This is a genomic window from Planococcus ruber (genome assembly GCF_022819085.1).
In the GTDB taxonomy this organism is placed as follows: domain Bacteria; phylum Bacillota; class Bacilli; order Bacillales_A; family Planococcaceae; genus Planococcus; species Planococcus ruber.
On record NZ_JALHAG010000001.1, the window covers coordinates 230,132 to 250,204 of the forward strand.

Annotated in this window: 20 protein-coding genes and 1 other annotated feature; all 20 genes read left to right on the forward strand. The window is 46.4% G+C overall.

The genetic code is table 11. The annotated features are described in order from the left end of the window. Positions 1-9: 9 nt before the first annotated feature. The 20 genes from ftsL to MTR82_RS01215 all read left to right on the forward strand — a co-directional run bounded on the left by ftsL (position 10) and on the right by MTR82_RS01215 (position 20,061). Positions 10-369: a cell division protein FtsL gene (ftsL, locus tag MTR82_RS01120; RefSeq protein WP_052651093.1), complete on the forward strand. Its 360-nt coding sequence runs from the start codon at positions 10-12 to the stop codon at positions 367-369. Beyond that, on the forward strand, positions 366-2,729 hold the full coding sequence (locus tag MTR82_RS01125) for a penicillin-binding protein (RefSeq protein ID WP_246807426.1): 2,364 nt from the start codon (positions 366-368) through the stop codon (positions 2,727-2,729). Before ftsL ends, MTR82_RS01125 begins: the two co-directional genes overlap by 4 nt. 24 nt (positions 2,730-2,753) lie before the next feature. Continuing rightward, on the forward strand, positions 2,754-3,722 hold the full coding sequence (gene mraY, locus MTR82_RS01130; RefSeq protein WP_246807427.1) for a phospho-N-acetylmuramoyl-pentapeptide-transferase: 969 nt from the start codon (positions 2,754-2,756) through the stop codon (positions 3,720-3,722). Next, a complete protein-coding gene (gene murD / locus MTR82_RS01135) occupies positions 3,723-5,087 on the forward strand; it encodes a UDP-N-acetylmuramoyl-L-alanine--D-glutamate ligase (protein WP_246807428.1) in 1,365 nt (454 codons plus the stop codon). 19 nt (positions 5,088-5,106) lie between these two features. Then, positions 5,107-5,907 carry a cell division protein FtsQ/DivIB gene (locus tag MTR82_RS01140; RefSeq protein WP_246807429.1) on the forward strand — a complete coding sequence of 267 codons (801 nt, stop codon included), beginning with the start codon at positions 5,107-5,109 and terminating at the stop codon, positions 5,905-5,907. After that, positions 5,870-6,610 (forward strand): DUF881 domain-containing protein, encoded by a 741-nt coding sequence (locus MTR82_RS01145; protein ID WP_246807430.1) that lies wholly within the window; start codon positions 5,870-5,872, stop codon positions 6,608-6,610. The genes MTR82_RS01140 and MTR82_RS01145 overlap by 38 nt, the downstream gene beginning before the upstream one ends. Positions 6,611-6,626: 16 nt before the next feature. Next, positions 6,627-7,343, forward strand: coding sequence for a DUF881 domain-containing protein (locus MTR82_RS01150; RefSeq protein WP_052651104.1), 717 nt, complete (start codon positions 6,627-6,629; stop codon positions 7,341-7,343). A gap of 2 nt (positions 7,344-7,345) precedes the next feature. Then, positions 7,346-7,711 (forward strand): small basic family protein, encoded by a 366-nt coding sequence (locus MTR82_RS01155; protein ID WP_052651107.1) that lies wholly within the window; start codon positions 7,346-7,348, stop codon positions 7,709-7,711. Between the two features lie 101 nt (positions 7,712-7,812). Next, positions 7,813-9,096, forward strand: coding sequence for a cell division protein FtsA (gene ftsA / locus MTR82_RS01160; RefSeq protein WP_246807431.1), 1,284 nt, complete (start codon positions 7,813-7,815; stop codon positions 9,094-9,096). A gap of 58 nt (positions 9,097-9,154) precedes the next feature. Beyond that, entirely contained in the window at positions 9,155-10,339 is a 1,185-nt protein-coding gene (gene ftsZ / locus MTR82_RS01165; protein WP_052651113.1) for a cell division protein FtsZ, read from the forward strand. 122 nt (positions 10,340-10,461) lie between these two features. After that, entirely contained in the window at positions 10,462-11,133 is a 672-nt protein-coding gene (locus MTR82_RS01170; RefSeq protein WP_246807432.1) for a YggS family pyridoxal phosphate-dependent enzyme, read from the forward strand. After that, positions 11,130-11,615, forward strand: coding sequence for a cell division protein SepF (locus tag MTR82_RS01175; protein WP_052651116.1), 486 nt, complete (start codon positions 11,130-11,132; stop codon positions 11,613-11,615). Before MTR82_RS01170 ends, MTR82_RS01175 begins: the two co-directional genes overlap by 4 nt. A gap of 20 nt (positions 11,616-11,635) precedes the next feature. Then, positions 11,636-11,899 (forward strand): YggT family protein, encoded by a 264-nt coding sequence (locus MTR82_RS01180; RefSeq protein ID WP_052651118.1) that lies wholly within the window; start codon positions 11,636-11,638, stop codon positions 11,897-11,899. A gap of 63 nt (positions 11,900-11,962) precedes the next feature. Continuing rightward, positions 11,963-12,748, forward strand: a complete 786-nt coding sequence (locus tag MTR82_RS01185; protein WP_246808540.1) for a YlmH family RNA-binding protein — start codon at positions 11,963-11,965, stop codon at positions 12,746-12,748. A gap of 93 nt (positions 12,749-12,841) precedes the next feature. After that, on the forward strand, positions 12,842-13,357 hold the full coding sequence (locus tag MTR82_RS01190) for a DivIVA domain-containing protein (protein WP_052651120.1): 516 nt from the start codon (positions 12,842-12,844) through the stop codon (positions 13,355-13,357). Between the two features lie 61 nt (positions 13,358-13,418). Then, positions 13,419-13,635: a binding site (T-box leader), on the forward strand. Positions 13,636-13,678: 43 nt separating this feature from the next. Next, positions 13,679-16,435 carry an isoleucine--tRNA ligase gene (ileS, locus tag MTR82_RS01195; protein WP_246807433.1) on the forward strand — a complete coding sequence of 919 codons (2,757 nt, stop codon included), beginning with the start codon at positions 13,679-13,681 and terminating at the stop codon, positions 16,433-16,435. Positions 16,436-16,638: 203 nt separating this feature from the next. Beyond that, entirely contained in the window at positions 16,639-17,115 is a 477-nt protein-coding gene (gene lspA, locus MTR82_RS01200) for a signal peptidase II (protein WP_052651124.1), read from the forward strand. Next, positions 17,115-18,026, forward strand: a complete 912-nt coding sequence (locus tag MTR82_RS01205) for an RluA family pseudouridine synthase (RefSeq protein WP_246807434.1) — start codon at positions 17,115-17,117, stop codon at positions 18,024-18,026. The genes lspA and MTR82_RS01205 overlap by 1 nt, the downstream gene beginning before the upstream one ends. Positions 18,027-18,216: 190 nt before the next feature. Next, entirely contained in the window at positions 18,217-18,756 is a 540-nt protein-coding gene (gene pyrR / locus MTR82_RS01210) for a bifunctional pyr operon transcriptional regulator/uracil phosphoribosyltransferase PyrR (RefSeq protein WP_052651128.1), read from the forward strand. Positions 18,757-18,774: 18 nt separating this feature from the next. Beyond that, positions 18,775-20,061, forward strand: a complete 1,287-nt coding sequence (locus MTR82_RS01215) for a solute carrier family 23 protein (RefSeq protein WP_246807435.1) — start codon at positions 18,775-18,777, stop codon at positions 20,059-20,061. The last annotated feature ends 12 nt before the right edge of the window (positions 20,062-20,073 follow it).

Here is a 20,073-nt window from a genome sequence, read left to right on the forward strand (position 1 = left end):
CGTGTTCAAATGGCGTTGAGTGCTAGAAAAGAAGCATACATACAACAGCCGGCCGTTCCTCAAAACCCGAGTCGGCAGCCGGTCAAAAAACAAAGTTTAATCACAAAAGGCGAGAAAGTCCTTTATTTGTCTTTCTTGGCGGCCTTTGTCTTTTGTGCATTGATGATTTTACAGAATCAATCGGAAATTCAGGCATCTACTCAAGAAATTCAAACAATTGAACAATCAATCGATGAAAAAGTGAAACAAAATACAGATTTGTCTGTGCAAGTCAGTGAACTTTCTACATATGAGCGCATTTGGTCAAAAGCAAAAGAATCTGGCCTTAAATTAAATGAGCAAAATGTAAAGGTAGTGCCTGGGCAATGAAAAAAAAGTTTCGATTTCAATGGGGAGCCTTTCTGCTGTTTTTGATTTTTGCAGGGCTCTTTTTCATTTTGGCGCTGAGAATTGTTACTATTCAGGCAACAGGATCTGTTGAAGGCCAGGAGCTGGCTGCCAAAGCAGCAGCCAAGTACAGCCAGGAAGAAGTACTTTCCGCCGAACGCGGAAAAATACTCGACCGCAACGGAGAAGTGATTGCGGAAGATACACTGTCCTATAAACTTGTGGCTGTGATCGAAGAGTCCGCTACGCAAAATCCGGAAGACCCAAATCACGTCGTTGACCCTGAAATGACTGCACAGGTTCTCTCCAAATACTTGGACATGGAAGAAAGTGAAATAGTAAAGATTTTAGAGGCCGGAATTGAAAAAGACCGGTACCAGGTTGAATTCGGTTCTGCCGGACGGGAAATCAGCCATACGAAAATGATGGAAATAAAAGAAGAAGACCTTCCAGGCATCTTATTTGTGCGAGATTTGAAGCGGCTCTATCCCAATGGCAGTTTCGCCTCTCACTTGATCGGTTTTGCGCTGAAAGAAGAATTGGAAGATGGGCAAATCGTAACAAAAGGAAAAATGGGGCTTGAAGCCATTCATGATGAGGTGTTAACTGGAAAGAACGGCAAAATGGAGTTTGATACGGATAAATGGGGGTACTTGCTGCCAAATAGCGATTCGATTGTAACCCCGGCCATAGATGGTTCAAATTTGCAGTTAACTTTGGATAAAACATTGCAGAACTTTTTGGAAGATGCAATGAATAATGTACAGGAAGAATATTCGCCTACAAGGATGATTGCGGTTATTGCGGATCCTAAAACCGGTGAAATTTTAGCTATGACGCAGCGTCCAACTTTCAATCCTAATACGCGTGAGGGCCTTTCAGACAATTGGCTAAACGAGAGCATCGAATTGACGATTGAACCGGGCTCGCCAATGAAGATGTTTACTTTGGCATCGGCGATCCAGGAAGGAAAATGGGATCCCAATGCATATTACAATTCAGGATCTTATACGCTGTTTGGGACGACCATCGGTGACCATAACGGTAGGAGAGGGTGGGGGAGCATAACGTTCTTGGAAGGTTTCCAACGCTCCTCTAACGTATCCATGGCTTATTTGCTTGAACGCATCGGACCGGAAAACTTCATGAAATACGTTGATGCATTCGGTTTTGGCAAAAAAACCGGGATCGACCTTCCGAATGAATCGTCTGGCACTATACTGAATAATTTCCCTGTAGAGCGCCTGACGACTGCTTTTGGACAAGGATCTACCGTCACGCCGATCCAAATGATTCAGGCAGCTTCGGCCATTGCGAACGATGGGACGATGATGAAGCCTTACGTAATTGATCAAATTAAAAACCCGGATACTGGGGAAGTTTCCGTGAAAAGTGAACCGGAAAAAGCCGGGAATCCGATTTCTGCAGAAACGGCCAAAAAAGTTCGGGAAATTCTTGCTTCAACGGTCACTTCGGAACATGGTTCGGGACGGCCATTCGCATTGCAGGATTATACAGTAGCCGGCAAAACCGGAACTGCGCAAATTCCTGGTGAAGATGGACGCTATATGGTCGGAAGAAATAATTACCTGTATTCCTTCCTGGGCATGGCGCCAGCGGAAAATCCGGAGTTGCTGATTTATATCGGCGTTCAACAGCCGCAGCTGCCTTTGGATGAATATGGCTCCATTCCGGTTTCGAAGATTTTCACTTCCGTGATGGAGAATGGTTTGAAGTACATGAACATTGAACCGGAAAATGCCGAAACAGCCAAAACGTTTAAAGTAGAAGATTATACAGGGAAATCCGTGAAAGACATCACTACTCAGTTGGCTGAACAGGGCATTGAAGCAGTGCCTGCCGGAAAAGGGGACAAAGTGATTGCCCAGTATCCGGCCAAAGGCGAGACTGTGGCCGAAGGCGCAAAAGTGATCCTGAAAACCGAAGGCGTGCCGCAGCTGCCTGATTTCACCGGCTGGTCAAAACGCGATTTGCTTGCGTTCCAATCATTGAGCGGATTGTCTCTTGAAATTGCCGGCCAAGGGTTTGCAGTCAGCCAAAGCTTATCGCAGGGAGCAGAAGTTGCTCCGAGAGAACCGATTGTCATTCAATTGCAGACGCCGGAAGAATCATTCAACCAGCTTATGGCAGATGGACCTGAGGGGATACCGGATGCAGACATAGAGAGTTCTTCCGAAGAAAGCACGGAGCAAGACGGCCAGGGCGAAGAACTAGATGGAAATGCCGGCTTCGAGGAATCGGCTGAAGAACCGGTCATCGAAGAAGGCAGTATCGTAGAAGAAAGCTTGGAAGAAACAATCACCGAAGAAACCGGGGAATAATTTACTATTTAAAGGAGCTCTATAATGGATATTTACATGTTGCTGGGCCTTGGATTAGCGTTGCTCTTAACTGTTGTGTTAATGCCGATCTTTATCCCGCTATTAAAACGTATGAAGTTTGGGCAAAGCATCCGCGAAGAAGGACCTGAATCCCATATGAAGAAAACGGGGACACCTACCATGGGTGGCCTCGTATATTTGATTGCTATTATTGCGACTGTACTTATTGTGGCAATGATTGCCGATGTTTTGACCGCTAAAGTATTTGTCTTATTGTTGGTATTGTTCGGGTTCGGCCTGATCGGATTCCTGGACGATTTCATCAAAGTGGTTTTGAAAAGAAACTTGGGATTGACCTCCCTCCAAAAATTGATCGGTCAAATCGTCATCGCGGCCATCTCCTTTTTCTTGCTGAACGGCGTTGGATTTGATACGGCTGTATCGATTCCATTCACATCCGTTTCACTTGAACTGTCGATGGTATATGTATTGTTCATGATTTTCTGGCTGGTTGGCTTCTCGAACGCGGTCAACTTGACAGACGGACTGGATGGCTTAGTCGCTGGAACAGCATCAATCGCATTTGCCGCTTATGGTGTTCTTGCCATTATGCAAGACGAAACGGGAATTGCCATTTTCACTTTTTCCGTAACGGGTGCGTTACTGGGATTCCTTGTCTTTAACAAGTATCCTGCAAAAGTATTTATGGGCGATACCGGATCCCTGGCACTGGGCGGGGCTTTGGCGATGGTTTCGATTTTATTGAAACAGGAATTGCTGTTATTGCTGATCGGCCTGGTATTTGTAATTGAAACCCTGTCTGTTATTTTACAGGTCGGCAGCTTTAAATTAAGAAAGAAACGCATTTTCAAAATGAGCCCGATTCATCATCATTTCGAATTGAGCGGATGGTCAGAATGGAAAGTAGTAACAGTCTTTTGGCTAGTAGGGCTTATCGCAGCAGTTATTGCAATTGCTTTGGAGGTAATGTAAATGAAACAGATTCCGGAACTTTATCATAAAAAAGTATTAGTGCTTGGACTTGCGAAAAGCGGATTTACAGCAGCCCGGATTTTGCATGGCTTGGGCGCTTTTGTAACCGTCAATGATTCCAAACGATTCGAAGAAAACCCTGAAGCCCAGGATTTGCTGAATTTAGGCGTCACGGTCATCTGCGGCCGCCATCCGGAAGATTTGCTCGATGAAGGGTTTGAGCTGGTCGTTAAAAACCCGGGCATCCCTTATACCAATGTGCTGATCCGTTCAGCGCTGGAAAAAGGAATCCCCGTTTGGACAGAGATTGAACTGGCTTATTTGATCAGCGAAGCGCCATTTATCGGCATTACAGGATCTAATGGCAAAACGACGACAACGACGCTGCTCTTCCACATGCTGAACCAGGATGAGAAGAAGCCGTTAATCGCTGGGAATATCGGAACAGTGGCAAGCGGTGTAGCTGAAAAAGCGGTAGAGAAGAACGTCATCGTAACAGAACTTTCTTCCTTCCAGCTAAAAGGGACGGTAGACTTCCGCCCGCGCATCGCCATTATCACCAATCTTTACGAAGCGCATTTGGATTATCACGGCTCCATCGAAGACTATAATGCTTCCAAAATGAAAATCACGCAAAATCAGACGGCGGAAGATTATTTCATTTACAATGCCGATCAGCCCGTGCTTTCTGCGTATGCTGCAAAAAGCAAAGCACAGCTCGTGCCGTTCACTTTAAAAGGCAAAACGGAAAAAAGCATCAGTGCCGATGACGAATTCATTTATTGGCAAGGCGAAAAAATAATGGAACGCTCAAAAATCATGTTGGGCGGACAGCATAATCTTGAAAATATATTGGCGGCAACAGCGGCTACTTTGCTTTGGGGCGGTACAAAGGAAACCATCGTCCGTGTACTATCGTCCTTTACAGGGGTCAAGCACCGTTCCCAATTCATCGTTTCGTGGAAAGGCCGCAAATTCTACAATGATTCCAAGGCCACAAATGCTTTGGCGACTAAAAGTGCTTTAGAAGCGTTTCCAAGCAATGTGATTTTGCTGGCCGGCGGACTGGAACGCAAACATTCTCTTGAAGAATTGCGGCCTTATATGGATCGGGTAAAAGCATTGATCACGTTCGGCGAAACAGCTGACCGCTTTGCAGAGTTTGCAGGAGAGTGCGGAGTGCCGGCAATCGAAAAAGTGGCGAATATGGATGAAGCAGTTGGACAAGCGGTCGAATATTCAGCAGATGGAGATACGATCCTGCTGTCTCCTGCTTGTGCGAGCTGGGATCAATATGAAAGTTTTGAAATTCGCGGGGATGCGTTCATAGACGCGGTCCGTAAAGTAACGGAAGCAAACGACTAAAGGGAAAGGAGCAGCAATTATGGACAAAGTGATTGATATCGAAGAACGCATCCCGACGCTTCGAGAGCGGCGGAAAAAAAGAACCAATCGCAAGTTCGTTGCCTTGCTGTTACTTTTTCTTCTATTGCTTGCCATTCTCATTTATAGCCAAACGAAATATAGTGAGATCCAAACAATCACGGTCGAAGGCGCGGAACTTTACGGTGAAGAAGAATACCAGGAAATCAGTGAACTTTCGATAGGCGATTCGATGTGGTCGTTTACGGAAGGGGAAGCTGAAGAAAAATTGAATAGCCTTGAATGGATAGAGCAGGCTGAAGTTCAGAAAAAATGGCTGACCGGTGTTACTATCCAAATTAAGGAATTCGAGAAGATCGGCTATCTAGATCAGGGCAATAGCTATCAAATGCTGCTTTCCAATGGCTATGCCTTGGATAAGGCGATTTCTGTAGTCGACGGCCCCATCTTTTCAAATTTCGAAACGCAGGAAACGAAAGAGGAGCTGGTTTCTCAATTGGCCGAAGTCGATTCGGAAGTCTTTAACTTGATCTCCCAGGTGATTTTAGATCCAAGTGATAAAGAGGCAGCCTTTGTTACCTTGTACATGTCTGATGGCAATGAAGTAAGAGGGATTTTGCAGGGCCTTGCCGAGAAGTTGAATTATTATCCATCGGTCATTGCACAGCTGGAAGACGGGCAAAAAGGGGTCATCGATATGGAAGTCGGAATCTTTTTCCGGTCCTATGATGATGTCTATGGCCCGCCGAAGGAAGGTGACGATATTGAAGAAGCAGAACAACCAGAAGAAGCCGGAGAATAAGCGCTATCGTTTCAGCAAATCGATTGTTTTCTCACTCGTCTTTCTTGTGCTCGGGTTTATTATGGCCTACTCCTACAGTTTGTCGCAGGCAAAACAAGAGGCTTCGGAATTTACGGGAGGCGCATTTTCCCAAGAAGAAGAGCGGGTTAGGGAAGAATTGATTGAGCAGCAGGAGCGCAATAAAGAGCTTCGTGCAGAAATTGAAGAAAAGCAGAAAAGCGTCCAGCAATTCGAGCAGTCCTTCGCAGATGGGGAAGAGCATTTTGCCGACTATGCGGAAGAAGCGGAAGCGCTGCGCTTGTATTTAGGGGTATTGCCAGTCGAAGGAAACGGATTGAAAGTGACGCTTCAAGACGGCGAATACAATTCAGATTCGGCTAATCCCAATGATTACATTGTCCACGAAAGCCATGTCTTCCAAGTCATCAACGAACTTTACATATCCGGTGCTGAAGCGATTGCGATTAACGGACAGCGCATCCATGCGAACTCCTATATCGTCTGCACTGGTCCGGTGATTACAGTCGACGGCGTTCAATATCCGGCGCCATTTACGATTGAAGCCATCGGTGAATCGGATGCTTTGGAATCGTCGATGAAATTGGCGGGCGGGGTCATGGACCAATTAGTCAATGACAATATCATCGTAACGATGGATGCGGGACAAAAAATCACGATGCCAGCATTGTTAACAGAATCATAATTGAGGGGGGAGTTGCATGAAAAGGAAAATCTTTTCCCGGTTTTCAATCATATTGTTTGTCATTGGATTGATGACAGCTATTCAATATAATACGATCAATGAACCTGATTCCAGGGATACACGCGATGTTTGGGAAATCAGGCAAGAGCTTTCAAGGGAAAAGCAACTCCACTCTGAATTATTATCAGAAGTCGGCTTACTTGATTCCACCTTATCGAAATACGACGAAATCTCCTCTGAAAGTCCGGAGCAGGCGCTGAAAGATACAGTTGAAGAGCTCAGGGGACTGGCGGGGCTTACCGAAATGACCGCAACGGGAATTGAAATGACGATTGAACCTTCTGCCGAAGCGGTAGCCTTTGGAGAAGAAATCGATTATATTGCTCCCGATCTGCTGATCCGTTTGGTAAATGAGATAAACCGCAATAATGGATTGTATGTCTCAGTCGATGGAAACCGGATAGTCAATACTACTGCCATCCGTGATATTAATGGCCTAACGACAGTCAATGCAATTCCGATACAAACGCCCCCTTTTAAAATTAAGATCGCTTCCAACTCGATGGAAGACACCGAAAAGTTGTATAATCATTTATTGTCATCGAGGATCTTGGACGATTTCTACATCGATAATTTATCGGTTGAAATTTCAGCGCCAAAAGAGCAAGTGACCATTGAGCCTTATGAGAAGGAACTCAATTATCGGCATTTGAAAATAGCGGAGGAGGAATAGCAATGTGGTTATCAATTTTAGGGTTGATCTTGGGCATTTCGCTTGGCTTGCTGACGGATATCCAAATTCCTCCGGAGTATGCGAACTATTTGTCGATAGCCGTCTTGGCGTCATTGGACACTTTGTTTGGAGGAATCCGGGCGCATTTGCAGCAAGTCTACGATGATAAAGTATTTGTTTCCGGCTTTTTCTTCAATATCATTCTTGCGGCCGGACTGGCTTTCCTGGGCGTCCACTTAGGCGTCGATCTGTATTTGGCAGCCATCTTCGCTTTTGGGGTTCGATTATTCCAAAATATCGCGGTCATTCGCCGAATCATTTTGGCAAAATGGGCTGAAAAAAAGCATGTGAGCGAAACACCCAGTTAAATTGAAGGAAAATTTACAAAGTTGCTCTATTTTACTTAGACAAGGCGTACAATTTACAATAGAATGTATGTAACAGCAGTTTATTAAGGAGGTGCCACGAATTGAGTCAATCAGAATTATATGTAAGCTTAGATATCGGTTCGTCATCCGTGAAAGTTTTAATCGGAGAAATGGCCAATAAGTCGTTGCATGTCATCGGCGTAGGAAATGTAAAATCCAGTGGAATAAAAAAAGGTGCGATTGTTGATATAGATGCTACAGTCCAATCGATAAAAAAAGCAGTAGACCAAGCGGAGCGCATGATCGGCAAATCCATCCATGAAGTGGTGTTGGGGATTCCTGCTAATAAGGCAATGCTTCAGCCCGTAAAAGGCGTGGTAGCAGTCAACAGCGAGAACCGCGAAATTTCAGACGATGATCTGGACCGGGTGTTGGATGCTGCACAAGTGATTTCAATTCCGCCGGAGCGCGAGCTTGTCAACATCATTCCAAAACAATACATCGTTGACCATTTGGATGAAATTAAAGATCCAAGAGGCATGATCGGGATTCGTCTTGAAATGGATGGTACAATGGTAACAACTTCCAAGACGATTTTACACAATGTATTGAGATGCGTTGAACGTGCAGGCCTGCAAATCAGAGACATCTATGTCCAGCCTTTAGTGGCCGGATACTATGCTTTGACTGAGGATGAAAAAAACCATGGCACCGCTTGCATTGATATCGGTGGAGGCTCCACTTCAATCGCGATCTTCCAAGATGGCCATTTGACAGCTTCATCTGTCATCCCGGTCGGAGGCGACCATGTTACAAAAGACCTTTCAATCGTGTTGAAAACGCCGACTGAGCAAGCAGAAAAAATCAAATTGGAATACGGCCATGCGTTCTATGATGATGCATCGGAAGACGAACTTTTTGAGGTTCCTGTGATCGGATCGGAAACGAAAGAGCAATACAGCCAAAAATACATATCTGAAATAATCGGAGTTCGCCTGGAAGAACTTTTCGAACTGATTTTAGATGAGCTTTACCGGCTTGGGGTCCAGGACCTTCCAGGAGGCATCGTCCTAACCGGCGGAATGGCGAAGTTAGAAGGATTGTCTGAACTCGCGCGCCACATTCTTCAAACGCGTGTGCGTCTGTTCGTACCAGAATTCATCGGTGTGCGAGAGCCGCAGTATACGACGGCTGTCGGATTGATCCAATACGCGTATATGGAAGACATGTTCTATGGGCGTGTTGGCAGCGGAGCCGCGTTGTCCGAGTCAGTTAAAATCGAGCAAGAGCAGCAGCATCAGCCTAAAAAGCAAAAACCGGCTAAACCGGAAAGTGAAGGCGTAGTCACAAAAGCCAAAAAGATATTCGATCGATTTTTTGAATAAAATGAATATTGTTCCATGCTTCTGATGGTGAGGCAGAGCAATTTTAGGAGGAAAAAGAATGTTGGAATTTGATACATCAGTTGATGCATTGGCAGTTATTAAAGTAATCGGCGTCGGCGGCGGCGGAAACAACGCCGTTAACCGCATGATCGAACACGGTGTTCAAGGCGTGGATTTCATCGCCGTAAATACGGATGCGCAGGCATTGAATCTTTCCCAGGCGGAAGTTCGCCTTCAAATTGGCGGAAAGTTAACTCGTGGGCTAGGGGCCGGAGCTAATCCTGAAGTCGGGAAAAAAGCGGCTGAAGAAAGCAAGGAACAGATCGAAGAAGCACTGCGCGGAGCGGATATGGTTTTCGTCACAGCGGGAATGGGCGGCGGTACAGGAACTGGAGCAGCTCCGGTCATTGCCGGAATCGCTAAAGAACTTGGCGCTTTGACTGTAGGGGTCGTAACGCGTCCATTTACGTTTGAAGGCCGTAAACGCTCTACTCAGGCAATCAGCGGAATCAGTACGATGAAAGAATCAGTAGATACGCTAATCGTTATTCCAAACGACCGTTTGCTTGAAATCGTAGATAAGAGCACACCGATGCTTGAAGCTTTCCGCGAAGCGGATAATGTTCTACGCCAAGGTGTGCAAGGGATTTCAGATTTGATCGCAGTACCTGGTCTGATCAACCTCGACTTTGCGGATGTTAAAACGATCATGTCAAACAAAGGCTCCGCTTTAATGGGTATCGGTGTTTCATCAGGCGAGAACCGTGCTTCTGAAGCAGCGAAAAAAGCGGTTTCCAGCCCATTGCTTGAAGTTTCAGTTGATGGCGCTAAAGGCGTTTTGATGAATATTACGGGCGGCTCTAATCTGAGCCTTTATGAAGTGCAGGAAGCTGCAGATATCGTTGCTTCTGCATCCGATGAAGATGTAAATATGATTTTCGGATCTGTCATCAATGATAATCTGAAAGATGAAATTGTTGTTACGGTTATCGCTACAGGATTCAACGAAGAACAATTGCAGCCGAGAACGCCAAGAGGATCCGGATTGAATTCTAGCAGAGTCCAATCTATTCAACAGCAGACTCCGCCGCCATCGCTTCGTGAACAGCGCCGTGAAGAGCAGCGCCGCGAGGAGCAAGCTCCGGCATACCAGCAAGATCCTCAGCCGCAGCGCCAGGAAAAGCAGCACGACGATGCGCTTGATATTCCGACGTTCTTGCGCAATCGCCAAAAGAGACGTTAATCATTGAATTCTAAACAGCCGCCTACCTAGTGGGCGGCTGTTTTTTTCAAATAGGGCTTAATTGATAAATATCCCTGTCCTTGGTACAATAAATTGAACATCTATAGAAAAGTTGTGAAATGATGAAATCCATAAAACCAGTATTCGAAGAGATAAATAGTGAATTAGAAGGCATCCGGCCTGGCGTTGAAATCGTTGCAGTGACGAAGCAAGTGAGTGTGCAGCGTACGCTTGAAGCGATTGAAGCAGGCATCCGGCATTTAGGAGAAAACCGGCCGGAAGGTTTGAAAACTAAGCAGGACTCAATCGCTTCAGATGCAGTTTGGCATTTTATCGGAAATTTGCAGACGCGAAAAGTTCGCGATGTGATTGATCGCATCGATTACCTGCATTCATTAGACCGAATGAGCCTTGCAAAAGAAATTGAAAAACGTGCAAGCAAACGGGTCAAATGCTTTGTCCAAGTGAACGTTTCGCAAGAAGAAACGAAAAGCGGCCTGCTTCCTGAAGAAACTTTGGCATTCATTGAATCCTTGCAGTCTTTTGAGAAAATTGAAGTCGTGGGGCTAATGACCATGGCACCGAACACAGAAGATGAATCCGTGATCCGCAATGTGTTCAAAGGCTTAAAATCTCTTCAGCTTGAAATTGCATCAAAAGGATGGGCGCATGCACCCTGTACAGAATGTTCGATGGGCATGTCCAATGATTATTTGATCGCTGCTGAAGAAGGAGCAACTTTTGTCCGTATTGGAACTGCATTAGTAGGATCTGAAAGTGAGGCAACGGGATGAGCATTAAAAACAAATTCAAGAACTTCTTTTATCTGGAAGAATATGAAGATGATGAGCCGATTCAGCAAGAGCCGAAGCCACAGCCGGCTCCACGCTATGAAAAACCGGCTGCAGCCCAGCAGGAAGTCCGAAAACCTTCTAAAGAACGGAGACAAAAAGCAGTGGAAAATGCAACCGCAACGCCTAACCTAGTCAGTTTGCAAAGTGCTGTGAAATCCTCAAAAGTGATTTTGGCAGAACCAAGAGTCTACGCCGAAGCTCAGGACATAGCCGAGAATTTGAAAAACAAAAGAGCCGTTGTGGTCAATCTGCAGCGCATTGAAAAAGACCAAGGCCTTCGCATCATCGATTTCCTTAGCGGAACGGTTTACGCGCTAGGCGGCGACATCCAGCGTATAGGGACTGACATCTTCCTATGTGTGCCGGACACTGTTGAAGTCGACGGTGCCATTTCGGATTATTACTATGATGATCAACAATAAAAGAGGTGCATGAAGAACCAATGATAGCTATCGTAAATTTATTATTAGTTGCTATAAACATCTATTCGTTCATTTTAATTGCCAGTATCTTGATGAGCTGGCTGCCGAATGCGAAAGAGTCCGGTTTCGGAAGAATGCTTTCGAGCATAACAGATCCTTACCTGGATATTTTCAGAAGGTTTATCCCGCCGCTAGGCATGATTGACTTTTCACCGATCGTTGCGATTTTTGCATTGAATTTGGCAAGCCGGGGAATCGTTGTTCTATTTAATTACTTTTATTAATTACCTCACAGTTGTGGGGTTTTTTACTTGGCAGACCAATCGAAAACGAAAGGGGCACTTGGCATGGATTCTCTATTCCAGCATTTCCGTAAAGACGAACAGCCATTTATCGAACAAGTTTCTGGATGGATGATTGATGTGGAAGATCGCTATACGCCTAAATTGACGGACTTTCTCGACCCGCGCCAGCGTTTTATCGTACAGTCTGTGCTTGGTTCAAGCGAAATTCAAATGGCTGCTTCCGGCTTGTTTGAAGACGCTGAACGCCAGCGCGTGCTTCTGTACCCATCGTATTACGAAGTCCAAAAAGAAGATTTCCGCATAACCGTTTATGAGCTGAAGTATCCGACGAAATTCGTCACGCTGCAGCACCCGGAAGTGCTGGGGTCTATGATGGCGATTGGGCTAGACCGCAGCAAATTCGGCGATATCCGGATTGACGGGCAAACGATTCAATTGGCGGTCGCTGATGAAGTGAGCGCTTATTTGCATGCGAATTTCACTTCCGCTTCCAAAGTGAAAGTGCATTTGGAAGAAGTGGCAAATGAAGAAGAATTTCTCACCGTGAAGGAAGAATGGTCGGAGGAAAACCATACAGTCAGTTCGATGAGACTGGATACCGTCATGAGCTCTGTCTACAATATTTCCCGCCAGAAAGCGTCTTCGTTGATCACAGGCGGCAAAGTGAAAGTAAATTGGACCGTTCAGGAGCAGGCTTCGTTTGAATTGCACGAATCCGACATGCTGTCATCGAGAGGGCTTGGCCGAGTGAAAGTGCTGGCAGTAGAAGGGCGTACGAAAAAAGATAAAATCCGCCTTCAAATCGGGCGTTTGGAAAGCAACAAATAAGCGCAACTGAAAAATTACGAAATATTACTGATATTTATGCCAATGGACTGTATAATGTAAATTACGACGAGATGTTAAGGAGAGGTGCACGAAATGCCATTATCCCCGCTGGATATACATAATAAAGAATTTAGCCGAGGATTCAGAGGATATCAGGAAGACGAAGTCAATGAATTCCTGGATCAGATCATCAAAGACTATGAACTTTTGCTGAAAGAGAAAAAGGAACTCGAAGAGCGTTTGAAACAGACGGATGAACGCGTCGGCCATTTTACGACCATTGAATCCACTTTGCAAAAATCGATTGTCGTTGCGCAGGAAGCGGCAGAAGAAGTGCGCCGCAATTCTCAGAAAGAAGCGAAATTGATTGTACGCGAAGCGGAGAAAAATGCGGACCGCATCGTCAATGAGTCTCTCACAAAAGCCCGCCGCATCGCCATGGAAATCGATGAATTGAAGAAACAATCCAAAGTATTCCGCAATCGTTTCAGAATGCTTGTCGAAGCCCAGCTGGATCTGATTGATACAGATGATTGGGAAACTTTGATGGAATATGACATCGATACGACTAATTTGGACAAGCTGGAAGCGAAAAAAGAAGAATACTGAACTTGACGCTTTCGTAGCTTGCTTTTATAATTACATGAAATAGTTTTTAAAACGACTATACACAAACGCATTGATAGAGACAGTATTCATTTCAATTCGACAAAGCGATCCAGGGATAGTGGGAGCCTGGTGAAGGATGTTGTGAAGAAATCACTCTTGAGCAGTTTTGGTGAACTGGAGTAGCCAAAACCGTCCACGCCACGTTACGGCGATCGAGTGGCAGCTTATTCGAGCTGCAACAAGGGTGGTACCGCGAGTTTAAGCTCCTCGTCCCTTTCCAGGGATGGGGGGCTTTTTATTATGTCTACAGGAGGAATTTTGATGGAATACAAAGATACGTTATTGATGCCGAAAACCGACTTTCCGATGCGCGGCAATTTGCCGAACCGGGAACCGGAAATGCAGAAAAAATGGGATGACATGAACATTTACCAGAAATCATTAGAACGCACAAAAGGGCGTCCGTTCTTCATTCTTCACGATGGCCCGCCGTATGCAAACGGCGATCTTCATATGGGACATGCGTTGAACAAAGTGTTAAAAGATATGATCGTCCGCTCCCGTTCGATGATGGGCTTCCATGCCCCATATGTTCCGGGCTGGGATACGCACGGTCTGCCGATCGAACAGGCATTGACCAATAAAGGCGTCAACCGCAAAGAAATGTCGCTTGCTGAATTCCGCAAGCTTTGTGAAGAATATGCATATGAGCAGATCGACAATCAGCGTTCACAGTTCAAGCGCATCGGTGTCCGCGGCGATTGGGAAAATCCATATGTGACTTTGAAGCCTGCTTATGAAGCGCGCCAGATCGAAGTATTCGGGAAGATGGCGAGCAAAGGCTATATCTACAAAGGCTTGAAGCCGGTTTACTGGTCCCCATCAAGTGAATCTTCTTTAGCAGAAGCTGAAATTGAATATCAGGATAAAAAATCCCCTTCGATCTATGTTTCATTCCCGGTAACAGATGGGAAAGGCGTATTGGCAGAAGGCACTAAATTGATCATCTGGACAACGACGCCTTGGACAATCCCGGCAAACTTGGGAATCACGGTCCATGCGGATCTGGATTATGTAGAAGTTTCAGTAAACGGCTCACTATTCGTCATTGCACGTGCATTGCTTGAAGATGTAGCTAAGGAACTGGAATGGTCAGATTATGAAGTGGTCCGTGAAATGAAGGGTGAGAAACTCGAGCACATCTTAGCGAAACACCCATTATATGACCGCACTTCACTGGTGATGCTTGGCGACCACGTTACGACGGATTCCGGTACCGGCTGTGTACACACGGCGCCAGGGCACGGGGAAGACGATTTCTTAGTCGGCAAAAAATACGGCTTGGATGTTCTTTGCCCGGTTGACGAGCGCGGGGTCATGACGGCTGAAGCGCCTGGATTCGAAGGCGAATTCTATGACAAAGCCAATAAATCGATCACAGAAGCATTGGATGCAGCAGGAGCGCTTGAAAAACTTTCGTTCATCACGCACTCGTATCCACATGACTGGCGCACGAAAAAGCCGGTCATCTATCGCGCGACGGCTCAATGGTTTGTATCAATTGAAGCATTCCGCGACCAGATCCTAAAAGCGATCAATGAAACGACATTCACTCCTGCATGGGGCGAAACGAGATTATTCAATATGCTGCGCGACCGCGGCGATTGGAATATTTCACGCCAGCGTGTATGGGGCGTGCCGATTCCAGTATTTTATGCTGAAAATGGCGACCCGGTCATCACGGATGAAACGATTGCCCACATTTCCGCTTTGTTCCGTGAACACGGATCGAACGTTTGGTTCGAACGTTCAGTGGCAGAACTTCTGCCGGCCGGATTTACGCATCCAAGCAGCCCGAACGGCATTTTCACAAAAGAAACGGACATCATGGATGTTTGGTTCGATTCTGGATCGTCTCACCAAGGCGTGTTGGACGAGCGCGAAGACCTTCAATATCCGGCTGATCTGTATTTGGAAGGGTCTGACCAATACCGCGGATGGTTCAACTCATCCCTATCTACAAGTGTAGCCATCAACGGAATCGCGCCATATAAAGGCGTGTTGAGCCACGGCTTCACGCTTGACGGCAACGGCCGCAAGATGAGTAAATCTCTTGGGAACGTCATCGTTCCTGCTAAAGTGATGAACCAAATGGGTGCAGATATTCTGCGTCTTTGGGTAGCATCTGTCGACTATACCGCGGACGTTCGCGTATCGGATGAAAACTTCAAGCAAGTATCGGAAGTTTACCGCAAAATCCGCAATACGCTGAAATTCCTTCACGGCAACTTGGCGGATTTCAATGAACAAGAGCATCGCGTAGCATTCGAAGACATGCGTGAAATGGATCAGTACATGGTCATGAAATTAAACAAAATGATTGATGCAGTGAAGAAAGGCTATGAAACTTACGAGTTCTCATCCATCTACCACGCATTGAACGGCTATTGCCAAAACGATTTGAGTTCGTTCTATCTGGACGTTGCAAAAGACGTTGTCTATATCGAAGCAGCTGACCACCCGCATCGCCGTGCCATGCAAACGGTCATGTTTGATTCATTGATGGCGATCTTGAAATTGGCAACGCCGATCATTCCGCATACGACGGATGAAATGTGGGGCTACCTAGGATTTGTGGAAGAGAAAAGCGTTCAGCTGACCGACTTCCCAGAAAGCCAGGAGAATCCGGCATTCACCGATTTGGAAGCAAAATGGTCCCAATTCATGGACGTGCGTGATGCCGTCTTGAAAGCGCTGGAAGAAGCACGAGCTGCAAAAGTCATCGGCAAGTCGCTGGAAGCGAAAGTGACGGTTTTCGGCAATGAAGAATTGCAAAACTTGTTATCTTCTGTAGATGACAATGTGGCACAATTGTTCATCGTTTCCCAATACGAATTTGGCGGTGCAGAAGCGCCTGAAAACGCATTGCACTTGAACGATGTAGCGGTAGTCGTAGAAAAAGCGGAAGGTGAAAAATGCGAACGCTGCTGGACGGTTTCAAAAGAAATCGGCCAAAGTGAAGCGCATCCGACGCTTTGCCCGCGCTGCGCAAGTGTCGTAGAAACACAATACGCTTAAAAGTCTTGGAACAGGAAGAGCCGAATCGGGTTCTTCCTGTTTTTTATTTTGGAAAAGTGGATTGGAAAGTAAATGAAAAGAATGGATCCCAAACCAATATTCATTCAACTGGCGAGAAAAAGAGCACTTGGCTTTAGCCTGCATACTTTTTTAGCGGGGGATGTGTTAAAATAAACTGACTGATGAATTGACGGGGGAAACACATGTTTATTTATTATGGAATTGCATTGCTGATCGTTGCAGCTGATCAGTGGACAAAATGGCTAGTACTGAAACAGATGGAGTTAGGCGAACGCATCCCGGTAATGGAACCTTATTTAGCGTGGCTTTCGCACCGCAATCGAGGGGCAGCCTGGGGAATGCTGGAAGGGAAAATGTGGCTTTTCGCCATCATTACGATAGCAGTTATTATCGGCATTCTTTATTACTTCCATAAACACGCAAAAGGGCAGCCATTATTCCAATTGAGTTTAATGATTATCCTTGGCGGAGCGGTCGGAAATTTCATCGACCGGATGTTCCGAGGGGAAGTTGTCGATTTTGTAGATGTTTTAATCCCGGTCATCAACTATGATTTTCCGATCTTCAATGTAGCGGATGCAGCATTGACCGTCGGTGTGGTGTTGATGATTATATTTGTCATTTATGACGAAAAACAAGAAAAGAAAAAGGTGTCTTAATGGAAGATTTAACGTTAGAAATTACAGAAGAAATGGCTGGAGAACGCATTGATAAAGTCGTTTCAGCAATGGATGAAGATTGGTCGCGCTCGCAGATCGCGAACTGGGTCAAAGACGGTGCCATCAAAGTCAACGGCGAAACGGTCAAACCGAATTATAAAGTGCGGCTGGACGATGTCATTATCGCCACTCCGCCGATTCTAGAAGAACTGGACGTTGTTCCGGAAGATTTGAATTTGGAGATTGTTTATGAAGATGCAGATGTATTAGTCGTGAATAAACCAAAAGGAATGGTGGTCCATCCGGCTCCAGGCCATTCTCAAGGCACATTAGTCAACGGATTAATGCATCATTGCACCGATTTATCAGGCATTAACGGCGTCGTTCGCCCTGGAATTGTCCACCGAATCGATAAAGATACGTCGGGCTTATTGATGGTCGCTAAAAATGATGCAGCCCACCAATCGCTCGTGGACCAATTGGTGAAAAAAACCGTGACGCGTAAATATGTGGCGCTTGTCCATGGCCATATACCGCACGACAAAGGAACGATTGATGCACCGATCGCACGCGATCCGAAAGAACGCCAGAACATGTCGGTGGTGGATAAAGGCAAGCATGCTGTCACACATTTCCGCGTATTAGAACGTTTTGGCAATTTCACGCTAGTGGAATGCCGTCTGGAAACAGGGCGTACCCATCAAATCCGTGTCCATATGAAATATATCGGCTTCCCGCTAGTCGGCGATCCAAAGTACGGACCGCGGAAAACGATGGAAATCGGCGGGCAGGCGCTTCATGCAGAAGTGATCGGATTCAATCATCCGAAGACCGGCGAATACATGGAATTCTCAGCGGACATGCCTGCAGAATTCGCGGAGCTTTTGGAATCTCTTCGAAAGAAGGATTGACAAACCGCCAAGTTGTTCTTTATACTTGAAAAAACTAATCGAATAAGCAACACCTTTAATAACAGTCCAGAGAGGCTGAGAAGGTACATACGCTAAGCCGGAAGACTGTCTTCCGTGCTGGATTTTTCTGCGCATCTATCCTCTTGCCTTTCGGGCAAGAGGTTTTTTATTTGGAAAAGGAGAGAAAATCATGGTCGAAAAAGCTGAAATCTTAGATGAGAAAGCCATTGCCCGAGCGATTACCCGGATCGCGCATGAAATTATTGAACGCAATAAAGGCATCGATGAATGCATTTTGGTCGGCATTAAAACGCGGGGAACGTTCCTCGCCGAGCGTCTCGCCGAACGGATCGAGCAGATCGAAGGCAAGCCGATTTTAAAAGGGGAGCTCGACATCACGCTTTACCGAGATGATCTAAGCCTCAAGCACAAAAACCAGGAACCGCTCGTCCAGCAAGTAGACATCGAACACAATATTTCAAATAAAAAAGTGGTGCTGGTGGACGATGTGCTCTATACGGGAAGAACGGTGAGAGCCGCAATGGATGCCGTCATGGACCTTGGGCGCCCGTCGCAAATCCAACTCGCAGTATTGATCGACCGGGGACACCGCGAGCTGCCGATCCGGGCTGACTTTGTCGGAAAGAACATTCCGACATCGAGCGAAGAACGGATTGTGGTCCAAATGTTGGAAAGCGACGGCAATGACCGCGTCGCCATACATGTTTAAGAATAGGGGCGAAAGAGTGTGAGTGAAGCAATTTTAGATATAAAAGACAAACCGAAAGCGGGCCAATGGATCTCTTTGAGCCTGCAGCATATGTTCGCCATGTTCGGCGCAACGATCCTGGTGCCGCAATTAGTCGGCTTAAGCCCGGCGATCGCACTCCTGACAAGCGGAATTGCGACCATCATCTTCATCATCATCACCCAATTTAAAGTGCCGGCTTATCTGGGATCGTCCTTCGCTTTCATTGTTCCGATCACGATCGCGACGGAAACTGGCGGCATCGGATCCGCAATGATCGGCGCCATGTTTGTGTCACTTGTCTACGCAATCGTCGCTCTGATCATCTGGAAGACCGGCTATCGCTGGCTCATGAAGCTCTTGCCGCCGATCGTGGTGGGACCGGTCATCATCGTGATCGGCCTGGCCTTGTCCGGGACGGCAGTAGACATGGCGATGAACATTACGGTCAACGACGTCAGCCAGTACAGCTTCAAGCATTTCTCCGCAGCGCTGGTTACCCTGATCACGGCCATCATCTGCAATATCTATTTCAAGAACATCATCAGCTTGATGCCGATCTTAATCGGGATCATCATCGGCTATCTTTACTCCGCGATGATCGGAATCATCGATTACACAGCAATCACCGAAGCGAATTGGTTTGCGGTGCCGGACTTCCTGATTCCCGGAGCCGACTATTCCTTTACGGTGACGCCGACGTTGCTGTTTGTGATGGTGCCGATTGCGATTGTCACGATCTCTGAACATATCGGGCATCAGCTCGTGCTCGGAAAAATCGTCAAACGAAATTACATAAAAGATCCAGGATTGCATCGCTCGATTCTGGGCGACGGCATCGGGACTTTTATCTCTTCACTGGTCGGCGGACCACCGAAGACGACTTACGGCGAGAACATCGGCGTACTGGCCATCACACGCGTCTACAGCGTCTACGTGATTTTAGGCGCTGCCGTCTTCGCCATCATCTTTTCGTTTCTTGGCAAAGTGATGGCGGTGATTGATACCATTCCAACAGCGGTGCTTGGCGGCATATCGATTTTGCTGTTCGGGATCATCGCATCATCCGGCCTTCGCATGCTGGTCGATAACGGCATCGATTTCGGGGACAAGCGGAATCTCGTAATTTCATCGGTCATCCTGGTCATCGGGATCGGCGGAGCGAAAATCGAATTTAGCGAAGCGTTCTCAGTGGAAGGCATGGCGTTGGCTGCCATCATCGGGGTTTTGCTGAACCTGATCTTGCCGGGGCGCAATAAGGAAGAACTTGACGACGGAACTGAATAATCACCTTTTAAT

Bases quoted from the DNA above. Each gene is read 5' to 3' on its own strand.
- ftsL (WP_052651093.1), top strand. From the start codon at position 10: ATGGCGTTGAGTGCTAGAAAAGAAGCATACATACAACAGCCGGCCGTT.
- pyrR (WP_052651128.1), top strand. From the start codon at position 18,217: ATGGTCGAAAAAGCTGAAATCTTAGATGAGAAAGCCATTGCCCGAGCG.
- MTR82_RS01150 (WP_052651104.1), top strand. From the start codon at position 6,627: ATGAAAAGGAAAATCTTTTCCCGGTTTTCAATCATATTGTTTGTCATT.
- mraY (WP_246807427.1), top strand. From the start codon at position 2,754: ATGGATATTTACATGTTGCTGGGCCTTGGATTAGCGTTGCTCTTAACT.
- MTR82_RS01205 (WP_246807434.1), top strand. From the start codon at position 17,115: ATGGAAGATTTAACGTTAGAAATTACAGAAGAAATGGCTGGAGAACGC.
- MTR82_RS01175 (WP_052651116.1), top strand. From the start codon at position 11,130: ATGAGCATTAAAAACAAATTCAAGAACTTCTTTTATCTGGAAGAATAT.
- ileS (WP_246807433.1), top strand. From the start codon at position 13,679: ATGGAATACAAAGATACGTTATTGATGCCGAAAACCGACTTTCCGATG.
- MTR82_RS01170 (WP_246807432.1), top strand. From the start codon at position 10,462: ATGAAATCCATAAAACCAGTATTCGAAGAGATAAATAGTGAATTAGAA.
- MTR82_RS01155 (WP_052651107.1), top strand. From the start codon at position 7,346: ATGTGGTTATCAATTTTAGGGTTGATCTTGGGCATTTCGCTTGGCTTG.
- MTR82_RS01140 (WP_246807429.1), top strand. From the start codon at position 5,107: ATGGACAAAGTGATTGATATCGAAGAACGCATCCCGACGCTTCGAGAG.
- MTR82_RS01125 (WP_246807426.1), top strand. From the start codon at position 366: ATGAAAAAAAAGTTTCGATTTCAATGGGGAGCCTTTCTGCTGTTTTTG.
- MTR82_RS01190 (WP_052651120.1), top strand. From the start codon at position 12,842: ATGCCATTATCCCCGCTGGATATACATAATAAAGAATTTAGCCGAGGA.
- MTR82_RS01180 (WP_052651118.1), top strand. From the start codon at position 11,636: ATGATAGCTATCGTAAATTTATTATTAGTTGCTATAAACATCTATTCG.
- MTR82_RS01185 (WP_246808540.1), top strand. From the start codon at position 11,963: ATGGATTCTCTATTCCAGCATTTCCGTAAAGACGAACAGCCATTTATC.
- murD (WP_246807428.1), top strand. From the start codon at position 3,723: ATGAAACAGATTCCGGAACTTTATCATAAAAAAGTATTAGTGCTTGGA.
- lspA (WP_052651124.1), top strand. From the start codon at position 16,639: ATGTTTATTTATTATGGAATTGCATTGCTGATCGTTGCAGCTGATCAG.
- ftsZ (WP_052651113.1), top strand. From the start codon at position 9,155: ATGTTGGAATTTGATACATCAGTTGATGCATTGGCAGTTATTAAAGTA.